12 protein-coding genes and 1 tRNA gene are annotated in these 12,763 nt (G+C 54.3%); 6 read left to right on the top strand and 7 right to left on the bottom strand.

Going from position 1 to position 12,763, the window contains the following annotated elements:
• Nucleotides 1–84: 84 nt before the first annotated feature.
• The 5 genes from potG to rlmC are packed head-to-tail and all read left to right on the top strand — an operon-like array spanning nt 85 to nt 4,740.
• Entirely contained in the window at nt 85–1,218 is a 1,134-nt protein-coding gene (potG, locus tag HV302_RS16305) for a putrescine ABC transporter ATP-binding subunit PotG (protein WP_016152415.1), read from the top strand.
• A gap of 9 nt (nt 1,219–1,227) precedes the next feature.
• Nucleotides 1,228–2,181, top strand: a complete 954-nt coding sequence (potH, locus tag HV302_RS16300) for a putrescine ABC transporter permease PotH (protein ID WP_019076381.1) — start codon at nt 1,228–1,230, stop codon at nt 2,179–2,181.
• Nucleotides 2,178–3,023: a putrescine ABC transporter permease PotI gene (potI, locus tag HV302_RS16295; protein WP_047501199.1), complete on the top strand. Its 846-nt coding sequence runs from the start codon at nt 2,178–2,180 to the stop codon at nt 3,021–3,023. Before potH ends, potI begins: the two co-directional genes overlap by 4 nt.
• A 59-nt stretch (nt 3,024–3,082) precedes the next feature.
• Nucleotides 3,083–3,571 (top strand): YbjO family protein, encoded by a 489-nt coding sequence (locus HV302_RS16290; protein WP_181626288.1) that lies wholly within the window; start codon nt 3,083–3,085, stop codon nt 3,569–3,571.
• Nucleotides 3,572–3,612: 41 nt separating this feature from the next.
• A complete protein-coding gene (gene rlmC / locus HV302_RS16285; RefSeq protein WP_181626287.1) occupies nt 3,613–4,740 on the top strand; it encodes a 23S rRNA (uracil(747)-C(5))-methyltransferase RlmC in 1,128 nt (375 codons plus the stop codon).
• A gap of 322 nt (nt 4,741–5,062) precedes the next feature.
• On the opposite strand, the gene HV302_RS16280 is transcribed toward rlmC, so the two are convergent.
• The 3 genes from HV302_RS16280 to HV302_RS16270 all read right to left on the bottom strand — a co-directional run bounded on the left by HV302_RS16280 (nt 5,063) and on the right by HV302_RS16270 (nt 6,854).
• A tRNA-Ser gene (locus HV302_RS16280) sits at nt 5,063–5,150 on the bottom strand.
• A gap of 149 nt (nt 5,151–5,299) precedes the next feature.
• Entirely contained in the window at nt 5,300–5,977 is a 678-nt protein-coding gene (locus tag HV302_RS16275; RefSeq protein WP_016156101.1) for an isochorismatase family protein, read from the bottom strand.
• A 16-nt stretch (nt 5,978–5,993) separates the two neighbouring features.
• Nucleotides 5,994–6,854 carry a pirin family protein gene (locus tag HV302_RS16270; RefSeq protein ID WP_181626286.1) on the bottom strand — a complete coding sequence of 287 codons (861 nt, stop codon included), beginning with the start codon at nt 6,852–6,854 and terminating at the stop codon, nt 5,994–5,996.
• Between the two features lie 108 nt (nt 6,855–6,962).
• Here HV302_RS16270 and HV302_RS16265 point away from each other — a divergent pair, with 108 nt between their 5' ends.
• Complete coding sequence (locus tag HV302_RS16265) at nt 6,963–7,874, top strand: LysR family transcriptional regulator (RefSeq protein WP_016152423.1); 912 nt, start codon at nt 6,963–6,965, stop codon at nt 7,872–7,874.
• Nucleotides 7,875–7,953: 79 nt separating this feature from the next.
• Here HV302_RS16265 and infA read toward each other — a convergent pair whose 3' ends face one another.
• The 4 genes from infA to cydD all read right to left on the bottom strand — a co-directional run bounded on the left by infA (nt 7,954) and on the right by cydD (nt 12,695).
• Entirely contained in the window at nt 7,954–8,172 is a 219-nt protein-coding gene (gene infA, locus HV302_RS16260) for a translation initiation factor IF-1 (protein WP_002211347.1), read from the bottom strand.
• Nucleotides 8,173–8,457: 285 nt separating this feature from the next.
• Nucleotides 8,458–9,162: a leucyl/phenylalanyl-tRNA--protein transferase gene (aat, locus tag HV302_RS16250; protein WP_016152424.1), complete on the bottom strand. Its 705-nt coding sequence runs from the start codon at nt 9,160–9,162 to the stop codon at nt 8,458–8,460.
• Nucleotides 9,163–9,206: 44 nt separating this feature from the next.
• Complete coding sequence (cydC, locus tag HV302_RS16245; RefSeq protein ID WP_181626285.1) at nt 9,207–10,928, bottom strand: heme ABC transporter ATP-binding protein/permease CydC; 1,722 nt, start codon at nt 10,926–10,928, stop codon at nt 9,207–9,209.
• Nucleotides 10,929–12,695 carry a heme ABC transporter permease/ATP-binding protein CydD gene (gene cydD / locus HV302_RS16240; protein WP_181626284.1) on the bottom strand — a complete coding sequence of 589 codons (1,767 nt, stop codon included), beginning with the start codon at nt 12,693–12,695 and terminating at the stop codon, nt 10,929–10,931. It lies immediately after the preceding gene.
• Between the last annotated feature and the right edge of the window lie 68 nt (nt 12,696–12,763).

The raw sequence follows: 12,763 nt of genomic DNA, 5'->3' as shown, positions 1-12,763 counted from the left end.
CCCGGACACATATAACCCGGCAATACGCACCACCGTGGTGCGTTATTTGCACCGTTTCTTTGTTTTATGCCGGAGAGCGCCTAATTGAATGATGCAACCCCACGCCCACAAGCGAAAATCCGCAAGGCGCTGACCCCGCTGCTTGAAATTCGCAACCTGACCAAGTCCTTTGACGGTCAGCACGCCGTTGATGACGTCAATCTTACTATCTACAAAGGTGAAATATTTGCTCTGCTCGGGGCGTCCGGCTGCGGTAAATCGACCCTGTTGCGGATGCTGGCGGGATTTGAACAGCCAACAACCGGGCAAATTATGCTTGATGGCGTCGATTTAGCGCATGTTCCGCCTTATCTGCGTCCGATTAATATGATGTTTCAGTCCTATGCACTGTTTCCGCACATGACGGTAGAGCAGAACATTGCCTTTGGTCTCAAGCAGGACAAGCTGCCGAAGGCTGAAATCGCCAGCCGGGTGAGTGAGATGCTGGGCCTCGTGCATATGCAGGAGTTCGCCAAACGTAAGCCGCATCAGCTTTCTGGCGGTCAACGTCAGCGCGTGGCGTTGGCGCGTAGCCTGGCGAAACGCCCGAAGCTGCTGCTGTTGGATGAACCGATGGGGGCGCTGGATAAAAAGCTCCGTGACCGCATGCAACTGGAAGTGGTGGATATCCTTGAACGTGTCGGCGTGACCTGCGTGATGGTGACGCACGATCAGGAAGAAGCCATGACGATGGCGGGCCGCATTGCGATCATGAACCGTGGCAAATTTGTCCAGATCGGCGAGCCTGAAGAGATCTACGAGCATCCGACTACGCGTTACAGTGCAGAATTTATCGGTTCGGTTAACGTCTTTGAGGGGCTGCTGAAAGAACGTCAGGAAGATGGTCTGGTTATTGAGTCTCCAGGACTGGTACATCCGCTGAAAGTGGACGCAGACGCTTCCGTTGTCGATAACGTCCCGGTGTATGTTGCGCTGCGCCCGGAAAAAATCATGCTCTGCGAAGCCCCTCCGCCAGAGGGATATAACTTCGCGGTAGGCGAAGTGGTGCACATTGCCTATCTGGGTGATTTGTCGGTGTACCACGTACGTTTGAAAAGCGGCCAGATGCTGAGCGCTCAGCTACAAAATGAACATCGTTATCGCAAGGGATTACCCACCTGGGGTGACGAAGTCCGTTTATGTTGGGATGCGGACAGCTGTGTGGTGTTGACGGTTTAAGGAGCGAAGATGAGTACACTTGAACCTCCGGCGCGCGTGGATAACGTGGGGCGTTTCACGCTGTTTATGTCGCGGCTGCAAATGAAGCACGGGCGCAAGTTGGTCATCGCGCTGCCGTATGTGTGGCTGATGCTCCTGTTTCTGCTGCCATTTCTGATCGTCTTCAAAATCAGTTTGGCTGAAATGGCGCGGGCTATTCCGCCGTATACTGACCTCATTTCATGGGCTGACGACCAGTTATCCATCACCCTCAATTTAGGCAATTTCCTGCAACTGACGGACGATCCGCTCTATTTTGATGCGTACCTGCAATCTTTGCAGGTAGCGGGGGTTTCGACTGTCTGTTGCCTGCTATTGGGATATCCGCTGGCATGGGCGGTCGCGCACAGCAAACCCTCGACACGCAATATTCTGTTGCTGCTGGTGATCCTGCCGTCCTGGACGTCATTTTTGATTCGCGTATACGCCTGGATGGGGATCCTGAAAAATAACGGTGTCCTGAACAACGTTCTGATGTGGCTGGGCGTTATCGACCAACCGTTGACGATTCTGCACACCAATCTGGCGGTCTATATCGGTATTGTTTACGCCTATTTGCCCTTTATGGTGCTGCCGATTTATACCGCGCTGACGCGTATTGATTACTCGCTGGTGGAAGCGGCACTGGATTTAGGCGCCCGACCATTGAAAACCTTCTTTAGCGTGATCGTGCCGTTGACCAAGGGCGGGATTATCGCTGGGTCAATGTTGGTGTTTATTCCGGCGGTTGGGGAGTTTGTTATCCCGGAACTGCTGGGCGGCCCGGACAGCATCATGATTGGGCGCGTGCTTTGGCAGGAATTTTTCAATAACCGTGACTGGCCGGTGGCTTCTGCCGTCGCCATTATTATGCTGCTGTTACTGATTGTGCCGATCATGTGGTTTCATAAATATCAGCAAAAAAGCGTGGGGGAACACGGATGAATAACTTACCGGTCGTTCGCTCGCCGTGGCGTATTTTTATCCTGGTACTGGGTTTTACCTTCCTGTACGCGCCGATGCTGATGTTGGTTATCTACTCGTTTAACAGCTCCAAGCTGGTGACGGTCTGGGCGGGGTGGTCAACGCGTTGGTATGGTGAGCTTTTCCACGATAGCGCGATGATAAGCGCCGTCGGCATGAGCTTAACGATTGCCGCCTGCGCTGCGACGATGGCGGCAATTCTCGGTACCATCGCCGCCGTGGTGATGGTGCGCTTTGGTCGTTTTCGTGGATCAAATGGTTTCGCCTTTATGATCACCGCACCGCTGGTGATGCCGGATGTCATTACCGGTTTGTCGCTGCTGCTGCTGTTTGTGGCTTTGGCGCACACCATCGGCTGGCCAGCGGATCGCGGTATGTTGACCATCTGGCTGGCGCACGTCACATTCTGTACAGCGTACGTGGCGGTAGTGATTTCCTCGCGTTTACGCGAACTGGATCACTCCATTGAGGAAGCGGCGATGGATCTTGGTGCCACGCCGCTGAAGGTTTTTTTCGTCATCACGCTGCCGATGATTATGCCGGCGGTGATCTCAGGGTGGTTACTGGCCTTTACGCTGTCGCTCGATGACCTGGTCATTGCCAGTTTTGTCTCTGGTCCTGGCGCCACAACGTTACCCATGCTGGTGTTCTCCAGCGTACGTATGGGGGTCAATCCGGAGATTAACGCGCTGGCGACGTTGATACTTGGCGTGGTAGGAATTATCGGATTTATCGCGTGGTATCTGATGGCGCGAACAGAAAAACAACGGATTCGCGATATCCAACGTGCAAGACGCGGCTGAAAAAACTAAAATCTGCCAACCTGTCTATACGGCGCAGCTGCGGTGGCTGCGCCGTTTTCATGGAAGACGACGCGTTGGGATTTTTTAAGAAATCATCCACATCACATGCCCGTTTAAACGTCCCTACTTTAGTGCAGGTGGCGGCGCTGGCTATTATCATGATCCGCTGTCTCGATCTGTTGATGATTTTTAATACGCTCGGGTTTCGCGGAACCAGCGAGTTTATTCATCGCAGCGTCCAGTCCTGGAATTTGACGCTGGTGTTTCTGGGTAGCCTGGTGCTGCTGTTTATCGAAATTTACTGCGCATTTTCGCTGGTTAAAGGTCGGAACTGGGCACGCTGGGTCTATCTACTGACCCAGATTATCGCCAGCGTCTATCTGTGGGCGGCCTCATTGGGCTATGGATATCCGGAACTGTTCAGTATTGCGGGAGAGTCCAGATGTGAAATCCTGCATACGCTGGTGATGCAAAAATTGCCGGATATGCTGGTGTTGCTACTGCTGTTTGTTCCTGCGTCCAGCAGGCGGTTCTTCCGCTTGCAATAACGTGTATAATCTTCGCCCCCTGTTAATTTTTAGGTTTTTGTATGCAGTGCGCACTTTATGACGCCGAACGCTGCCGCTCTTGTCAGTGGATAACGCAGCCTGTCGCCGATCAACTCTTCGCCAAAACAGCCGATCTGCAGAATCTGCTGGCCGATTATCCGGTCGGAGAATGGTGCGCGCCGGTCAGCGGCTCGGAGAGCGCTTTTCGTAATAAAGCCAAAATGGTGGTCAGCGGCAGCGTGGAAAAACCGCTGCTGGGGATGTTGCATCGTGACGGTACGCCGGAGGATTTGTGCGAGTGTCCGCTCTATCCTGAGTCTTTTGCGCCGGTGTTTGCTGCACTTAAACCGTTTATCGCCCGTGCGGGGTTGACGCCCTATAACGTGGCGCGCAAACGCGGGGAGCTGAAATATCTGCTGTTAACGGAAAGCCGGTTTGATGGCGGTATGATGCTGCGTTTTGTTCTGCGCTCCGATGCGAAACTGGCACAACTGCGTACGGCGCTGCCATGGTTACAGGCGCAGCTTCCGCAGTTAAAAGTGATCACCGCCAATATTCAACCTGTGCATATGGCGATTATGGAAGGGGAGAGCGAAATCTTCCTGACGGAACAACAGGCGCTGGCTGAACGCTTTAACGATGTGCCATTGTGGATACGCCCACAGAGCTTCTTCCAGACCAATCCTGTGGTGGCTGGGCATTTATATGCCACGGCGCGCGACTGGGTGCGTCAGCTTCCGGTTAATCACATGTGGGATCTGTTTTGCGGCGTCGGGGGTTTTGGTTTGCACTGCGCCACGCCGCAGATGAAACTGACGGGTATTGAAATTGCGCCAGAGGCCATTACCTGCGCGAAACAGTCGGCGCAGGAGCTTGGGCTGCAGAATCTGCATTTTCAGGCGCTGGATTCAACCCAGTTTGCTACCGCGCAGGGAGAAGTGCCGGACCTGGTGCTGGTGAATCCGCCTCGTCGGGGGATTGGGAAGCCGCTGTGCGATTTTCTCTCCCGCATGGCACCGCGTTTTATCGTTTACTCCAGCTGTAATGCACAAACCATGGCAAAGGATATCCGCGAGTTGCCTGGATATCGCATTGAACGCGTCCAACTTTTTGATATGTTCCCACATACCGCGCATTACGAAGTGTTAACTCTGCTCAGCCGACAATAACCGACATGCCTGATGGCGCTACGCTTATCAGGCTACGCAGAGATGTTGAAATGTAGGCCCGATAAGGCGCATGCGCTGCATCCGGCAAATGCAACATGCGAAAAAAAAGCCCGTACTTGCGTACGAGCTCTTTCTCGAATATGGCGGTGAGGGGGGGATTGACTCGCTTCGCTCGCCCTTCGGGCAGCCTGTTCGCTGCGCTCTCAGTCTGTCCAACTGGCTGCGCCAGTTGTCGACCCCCGGTCGGGGCTTCTCATCCCCCCGCAGGCGTGCAACATGCGAAAAAAAAGCCCGTACTTACGTACGAGCTCTTTCTCGAATATGGCGGTGAGGGGGGGATTCGAACCCCCGATACGTTGCCGTATACACACTTTCCAGGCGTGCTCCTTCAGCCACTCGGACACCTCACCATATTGTATTGCTGCCTGACCGCTTGGGGGGCAACGGGGCGCTACTATAGGGAGTTGCGCTAAAACGGTCAAGCAGAATTTACGTGTTAACTCTCGTTTGGTTACGCAATGTACATATTCCTCCGCCCGGACAGGCGCGGAGAATATGATTAGCGCTGAGAGTCCAGTTTTTCGCCGTTGGTCACGACTTCCTGGGCCTTGCTATAGCTCTCGATCAGCAACTGATAAGCCGGGAAGATTTTGGTATACACTTCCGCCCATTCAGCGGCGTCTTCACGGTTCCATGTCCCCTGAATTTCAGAAGCGACGGCGGCGGTATCCATCGGTATCACGCCAGCCTGAACAACACGTGCCAGGGTGATTTCCTGTGCCATTTTGCTGTAAGTACCGGAAGCGTCGATCACTGCGAAGACCTTGTAGCCCTCCGCAACCGCGCTGATGGCCGGGAAAGCCATGCACACGCTGGTGATCGTACCGGCGATAATCAGCGTCTTACGACCCGTAGCTTTGACCGCTTTCACGAAGTCTTCGTTATCCCAGGCGTTGATTTCGCCTTTACGTGCTACGTATTGGGCATGTGGCGCATTGGCATGGATCTCTGGGATCAACGGGCCGTTAGGCCCCTGCGGTACCGATGCCGTGGTAATTACCGGCATCTTCGCCAGGGTTGCGATTTTAGCCAGCGCGGCGGCACGCGCACGCAGTTCCGGCATGGGCATATCGCCGACGGTCTGGAATAGCCCACTCTGATGATCGATAAGCAGCATGACGGAATCATTCACATCGATGACCGGACGTGAACCATTAAAGTTTGCAGGACTGGACATATTCTTCTCCTTCGATTCAGATTTGGCCAAAGCGGCCGGCGTTAAAGTCGCGGACGGCTTCAGCGATTTCTTGTTTCGTATTCATCACAAACGGGCCGTAACCTACAATCGGCTCGTTCAACGGTTCGCCAGACAACAGCAGCACGCTGGCGTCGCTGGTGGCTTCAATGTGTAGCGTTTTCCCCTGCTGACTTAGCACTACCAGTTGCGCTTCGCTGGCAGGCGTGGTGCCGTTTACGGTGATATTCCCTTTTAATACCACCAGAGCGGTGCTCCACCCTTCAGACTGGGACAACGTCAGCGGATGATTACGTTGCAGGCGCATATCCCAGACGTTCAGCGGTGAAAAGGTGTGTGCCGGGCCTTTCGAATCCTGATAGCTGCCCGCGATCACGCGAACGCTGCCTGCATCATCGGGCAAGGCGACGGTGGGAATAACATCGCTGCTGATGCCCTGATAACCCGGTACGGCCATTTTGTCTTTTGCCGGCAGATTGACCCACAGTTGCACCATTTCCAGTTCACCGCCCTGACGGGTAAATTCCGGGGAGTGGAACTCTTCGTGTAATATTCCTGCACCAGCGGTCATCCACTGCACATCGCCAGGGCCGATAATGCCGCCGCGACCGGTTGAATCACGGTGTTCAACTTCGCCGCTGTAAACGATAGTCACCGTCTCAAAACCGCGGTGAGGGTGTTCACCTACGCCGCGTTTTTCGTTACCCGGCGTAAACGTATGCGGACCCGCGTAATCAAGCAGCAGGAACGGGCTTAATTGCTCAGCATGAGACTGGTAAGAGAACATCGAGCGAACCGGAAATCCATCGCCAACCCAGTGTGGGCGAGGTGCGGTGTAGACGCCTGTTACTTGTTTCATATGTGTCTCCTCAGTGGCGTTGTTATGATGTAAATAAGCTTATATTCATGACAGCGAGCTGAGTAGTAGCTAAAATAGCTCTCACTGTCTCAAAAATAGGACAATGAAATGACAAGGCCGGATCTCAATGATTTTGCATGGTTTGTGCATGTTGTAGAGGAAGGGGGATTCGCGGCGGCGGGTCGGGCGCTTGATGAACCAAAATCAAAACTGAGCCGACGAATAGCGCAACTCGAAGAGAGGCTGGGGGTACGACTGATTCAGCGAACCACCCGGCAATTTAACGTGACTGAAGTCGGGCAAACCTTTTACGAACACTGTAAGGCGATGCTGGTGGAGGCGCAGGCGGCGCAGGATGCCATTGCCGCGTTACAGGTTGAACCGCGTGGCGTTGTGAAGCTGACTTGTCCTGTCACATTGCTGCATGTGCATATCGGGCCAATGCTTGCCCGTTTTATGGCACGTTATCCTGACGTATCAGTACAACTGGAGGCCACTAACCGTCGTGTTGACGTCGTTGGAGAAGGTCTGGATGTGGCGATTCGCGTCAGACCTCGGCCATTTGAGGATAGCGACCTGGTGATGCGCGTCCTGGCGGACAGAGGACATCGCTTGTATGCCAGCCCACAGTTAATTGAGCAGATGGGGGCGCTACACTCTCCGGCAGAGCTGACCCGTTGGCCAGGTTTGAGTCTGGCCTCTGGTAAACATGTGCATCGTTGGGAATTATTCGGCCCGCAGGGCGCGCGGGCGGAGGTGCATTTCACGCCGCGTATGATCACCACCGATATGCTGGCGTTACGCGAAGCCGCAGTCGCCGGCGTAGGTGTTGTTCAACTTCCACAGTTGATGGTAAAAGATCAATTAGCTGCGGGTGAGTTGGTGGCGTTGCTCGACGGTTGGGAACCTAAGCGAGAAATTATTCACGCAGTCTTTCCATCACGCAGGGGATTATTACCGTCAGTGCGCGCATTAGTGGATTTCTTAACGGAAGAATATGCGCGGATGATTGAGGATTAAATACCAGGCTTCAGCCCACAAAAAAGGCCGGTTAAACCGACCTTTTATTATCTGGACGCCATTCGGGCGTTAAAAACAATCAGCGACTACGGAAGACAATGCGGCCTTTGCTCAGGTCGTACGGGGTCAGCTCAACAGTCACTTTGTCGCCCGTCAGGATGCGGATATAGTTTTTACGCATTTTACCGGAGATGTGTGCAGTAACCACGTGACCGTTTTCTAACTCTACGCGGAACATGGTATTAGGTAACGTATCGAGAACGGTACCCTGCATTTCAATATTGTCTTCTTTGGCCATCTAATCCTCTGGGGTATCACTACCGTAATTTGAACCGGCAAGATAATGCCGAAGTTCTTTTAATAAGTAAAGATTTGTGCGTTTAAAACACAGCAAATCGGGTTTGGCGCATTACTCTATCCACACACGGCAAAGCCGCACTTAAAGCGCAACGTGTAAGGGAACGAGGAGATAAACGATAGGCGTTGCCTGACGCGAACTGTTCCTTAACGGCGGCGGGGTAATGGGCTAAACCAACTCTGCGCGACAATTATAACACCCCGACAAAAAATGTGCCGAAAACATTCACTCCTGAGGTGAAAATAACGTCCTGGGAATCCAGAAATGGCTCGGTAGCCGCTGCTGGCGCAGTCTGCTCAGGTGCTCAAGGTACTCCCGACGCGGTGTTTCGACGGCGCCCAGCGAGGCTGTGTGGCTATTTAATACCTGGCAGTCGATTAATTTTCCGCCCTGACGGATAAATTCAGCGCAAAAAACAAGCAGTGCGGTTTTCGACGCATTTTCCTGACGGCTGAACATCGATTCGCCACAAAACAGCGTACCTTGCGCCACGCCATACATACCGCCCACTAATTCATTTTGTCGCCACACCTCAATTGAGTGGGCATGCCCCAGTTCGTGCAGCCGATGGTAAGCATCCACTACATCATGCGTTATCCAGGTGCCTTCTTCCCGGTCATTCGCGCAGCCTTCAATCACCTGACCAAACGCGTAATTGAGCGTCACGCGATAAGGCGAATTTTTATGAAAGCGTTTCATGCTGCGGCTGAGGTGAAATTTCTCGGGCCAAAGAATGGCGCGCGGATCGGGCGACCACCAAAGGATAGGGTCGCCAGGTGAAAACCATGGGAAAATACCGCGCTGATAGGCCATCAGCAGGCGGGCAGGGCTGAGATCGCCGCCAAGCGCCAACAAACCGTTAGGCTCGCGTAAAGCGCCTTCCGGTGACGGGAAGGCTATGGAATGGCGGGACAGTTGCACCAGGCGCATGACAGCGAAACTCCACTACGCGAGTTTGATCGTTCAATAATAGCTTACAGACGTTGCTTAAACTGGTAATAACGCCCCTGCCTGGCTAACAGATCTGCGTGATTACCTTGCTCAATAATTTGTCCGTTGTCCATTACTATTATTTGATCAAAACGTGACAGCCCACGCAGACGATGTGTAACCATTAATACGGTTTTGTTGCGCATGACATCGCTAATTAATTCAAGCATTTGACTTTCCGTTGTGGCATCCAACCCTTCGGTGGGTTCATCCAGCAGCATCAGCGGAGCATCGTGCAATAAGGCGCGGGCGATAGCCAGACGACGGAGCTCGCCGCCAGAAAGCTGACGACCGCCTTCGCCCAGCCATGCGTTGAGTCCATCATCCTCAAGCAGTTTGTCCAGACCGACGCGGCGCAACATCGCGGCTAATGCGTCATCCCCGGTGTGCGGTGCCGCCAGTAACAGGTTATCGCGAAGCGTAGCGCTGAACAGATGCACGCGCTGTGGCACGACGCTGATACTCTGGCGCAGTGTGGCTTCACTAAGGGTCGCAATTTGCTGTCCGTTAATCAGAATCTCGCCACTCTGCGGATCCCATGCGCGGGTTAGCAATTGCAATAACGTTGACTTACCACAGCCGGTGCGACCGAGAATCGCAATGTGTTCACCGGGGTTGGCTTGCAGGGAAAGTGTATCGAGTGCCTTTTGCGCCTGTCCTGGATAGCTGAATGATACATCGCGTAGCGTAAGGGTTACCTGCTCTGAAACCGAGGAACCCGCATCCGGGAAGGTCACTTCTGGCTGCTGTTCGGTCAGTTCGGTGATGCGCAGCGCAGAGGCAATAACCTGGCCGAGATGCTGAAATGCGCCGGTGACAGGCGCTAGCGCTTCGAACGCGGCTAGCGCACAGAAGACAAACAGCGCGATCAGTGCGCCTGGCTGGGTGTTATCGCCCACGCCGCCTGAGGCCATCCATAGCATCATAATCACTGCCAGCGCGCCGACTAACAGCATGACCGCCTGCGACAACGCCGTTAATTCAGACTGGCGTCTCTGGGCTTCGTGCCACTGCAGCTCGGTGGCTTCCATTTGAGCGCGGTAACGTTCACTGGCGCCAAAAATGGTCAATTCAGCCTGGCCCTGTAGCCAGGAGGTTAACTGCTGACGATATTGCCCACGCAGATGCGTCAGACTTTGTCCGGTGCTTTTGCCTGCCTGATAAAAGAGTGGGGGCAGAATAAATAAGGTCAGCAGCATAATACCGCCGAGGGTGATAGCCAGCGTGAAATCGAGAACGCTTAGCCCCAGCGTGACCACCATGATGACGACAAAAGCCCCTACCAGCGGGGAGATCACGCGCAAGTACAGATGATCGAGCGTGTCGACATCAGCCACCACGCGGTTAAGTAATTCACCCTGTCCATAGCGGGACAGGCCCGCAGGGGAGAGCGGCAGCAGTTTGCTGAAGGTATAAATACGCAAATGCTGCAGCACACGGAATGTTGCGTCATGGCTGACCAGTCGTTCGAAATAACGCCCCGCGGTGCGGGTGATCGCTGCGCCGCGTACGCCTGCGGCAGGGAGCATATAGTTAAAGCTGTAAATCCCGGTGACGCCAACCACCGCAGAAGCCGACAGGAACCAACCTGAAAGCGTCAGTAAGCCAATACTTGCCAGCAGCGTGACGATCGCCAGAACGATCCCCAGCGTTAACATCCATTTGTGACGTTTATACAGCGTCAGATAAGGTAGCAAAGCGCGCATTTAGATGTCCTCCTGACGATGAGCCAGTAATGTCGCAAAAGCCCCGTTGGCTGAGCTAAGTTCGGTCCAGGTACCTTGTTCAACGATCTGTCCGTCGTGCATCACCCAGATAGCGTCCCAGTCGGCAAGATCTTCCAACTGGTGCGTCACCATCAGCGTGGTCTGGCGGCGAGATGCCGCGTTTAACGCCTGCATCACGCGTTGTTCGCTGTGCGCATCAAGACTGGCGGCGGGTTCATCCAGCAGCAGTAACTGACAGGGATTGAGTAAGGCGCGAGCAACGGCAACGCGCTGCGCTTGCCCGACGGAAAGTCGGGCCGCCTGATCGCCGACTGGCGTATCCACACCCTGCGGCAGCAGCGGTAAAAACTCGCTGACCCAGGCGCTGTCGAGTGCGGCTTGTAGCTGTTCTTCGCTGGCATCGGGGCGAGCCAGCAGAACGTTTTCGCGTAACGTGGCGGCAGGAAGCTGCGGATTTTGCCCGACCCATGACAGCTGTTTACGCCAGGAATCAGGTGACAGGTCGCGAAGTTCAAAGCCGTTAATTCGCAGCGATCCCCGATAAGAGAGGAAACCGGACAGGACATTAAGCAGCGAACTTTTACCGGAACCGCTGCGTCCAACCAGCACTGCGCGTTGACCGGCTGCCAGGGTAAAGTTGAGCGGGCCGGCCAGCACTTTACCTTCCGGCGAAGTGATAATCAGATCGTGTGCCTCAATTGAAACGGCGTCTTTCGTCGCCAGCTCAATGTCGCCACGCTCTGGATGAGCCAGCGGGGTTTCCATGAAGGTTTTCAGACTATCAGCTGCACCAACGGCTTGCGCTTTGGCGTGATAAAACGTGCCCAGATCGCGCAGGGGCTGGAAAAACTCCGGCGCCAGAATGAGCGCGAGGAAGCCTGCTGCCAGCGTGACGCCTGTCCCATAGTGGCCGAAATCTAGCTCTCCGAGGTAGGAAAAACCGAAGTAAACCGCCACCAGCGCAATAGACAGAGAGGTAAAGAACTCAAGGACACCGGATGACAGGAACGCCAGGCGCAGGACTTCCATGGTGCGCTGGCGGAAATCTTGCGACGCAGCGCGGATGCTTTCCGTTTCGGCTTCACCGCGACCAAATATTCTTAGCGTTTCCATGCCCCGCAGACGATCGAGGAAATGACCGCTGAGGCGGGCAAGAGCCTGAAAATTGCGGCGGTTAGCATCGGCAGCGCCCATTCCGACCATTGCCATAAATAACGGGATCAGCGGGGCTGTTCCGAGCAGAATAAGGGCGGCTACCCAGTTTGACGGGAATACCGCCGCCACAATCAATAATGGGACGCATACGGCCAGCGCCATTTGCGGCAGATAACGTGCATAGTAATCATGCATATCGTCAATCTGTTCCAGGATCAGCGTGGCCCAGCTTCCGGCCGGTTTGCCCTGTATCCAGGCCGGACCAGCCTGTTGCAGACGGTCAAGCACCTGGCGGCGAATTTCAAAGCGAATATGTTGCCCTGCGTGAAACCCGACCCGTTCGCGTAACCAGACGACCCATGCCCGCAGGATGAAAATCAATACCAGCACGATGAACGGAAGCAGCAGCGCCTCTCGGGGAATATTGGCCATGATCATATGGTCCAGAATGCGGGCCATGAGCCAGGCCTGAGCGACGATTAACAGACCACTCACGAACCCCAGCAGGCGTGAAATGTTCAGCCATCGTTGGGAAATTACACTTTGCTGTTTTAACCAGCGGGTCAGCTCTTTTTGACGGGTTTTATTCATTGCACGCTTAGCAGGTGAGTTATTGGAATTTTTGGGCAGGGCAATGTTACAACGAGGCAAAAATAAAG

The sequence above is a fragment of the Citrobacter sp. RHBSTW-00859 genome (assembly GCF_013729795.1).
GTDB lineage: Bacteria > Pseudomonadota > Gammaproteobacteria > Enterobacterales > Enterobacteriaceae > Citrobacter > Citrobacter braakii.
The sequence above is the reverse complement of the archived record's forward strand: the minus strand, read 5'-3'. Positions and strand labels throughout refer to the sequence as shown.

Coding starts and splice junctions, on each gene's coding strand:
- potH (WP_019076381.1), top strand. CDS start 1,228: ATGAGTACACTTGAACCTCCGGCGCGCGTGGATAACGTGGGGCGTTTC.
- potI (WP_047501199.1), top strand. CDS start 2,178: ATGAATAACTTACCGGTCGTTCGCTCGCCGTGGCGTATTTTTATCCTG.
- HV302_RS16290 (WP_181626288.1), top strand. CDS start 3,083: ATGGAAGACGACGCGTTGGGATTTTTTAAGAAATCATCCACATCACAT.
- rlmC (WP_181626287.1), top strand. CDS start 3,613: ATGCAGTGCGCACTTTATGACGCCGAACGCTGCCGCTCTTGTCAGTGG.
- HV302_RS16275 (WP_016156101.1), bottom strand. CDS start 5,977: ATGTCCAGTCCTGCAAACTTTAATGGTTCACGTCCGGTCATCGATGTG.
- HV302_RS16270 (WP_181626286.1), bottom strand. CDS start 6,854: ATGAAACAAGTAACAGGCGTCTACACCGCACCTCGCCCACACTGGGTT.
- HV302_RS16265 (WP_016152423.1), top strand. CDS start 6,963: ATGACAAGGCCGGATCTCAATGATTTTGCATGGTTTGTGCATGTTGTA.
- infA (WP_002211347.1), bottom strand. CDS start 8,172: ATGGCCAAAGAAGACAATATTGAAATGCAGGGTACCGTTCTCGATACG.
- aat (WP_016152424.1), bottom strand. CDS start 9,162: ATGCGCCTGGTGCAACTGTCCCGCCATTCCATAGCCTTCCCGTCACCG.
- cydC (WP_181626285.1), bottom strand. CDS start 10,928: ATGCGCGCTTTGCTACCTTATCTGACGCTGTATAAACGTCACAAATGG.
- cydD (WP_181626284.1), bottom strand. CDS start 12,695: ATGAATAAAACCCGTCAAAAAGAGCTGACCCGCTGGTTAAAACAGCAA.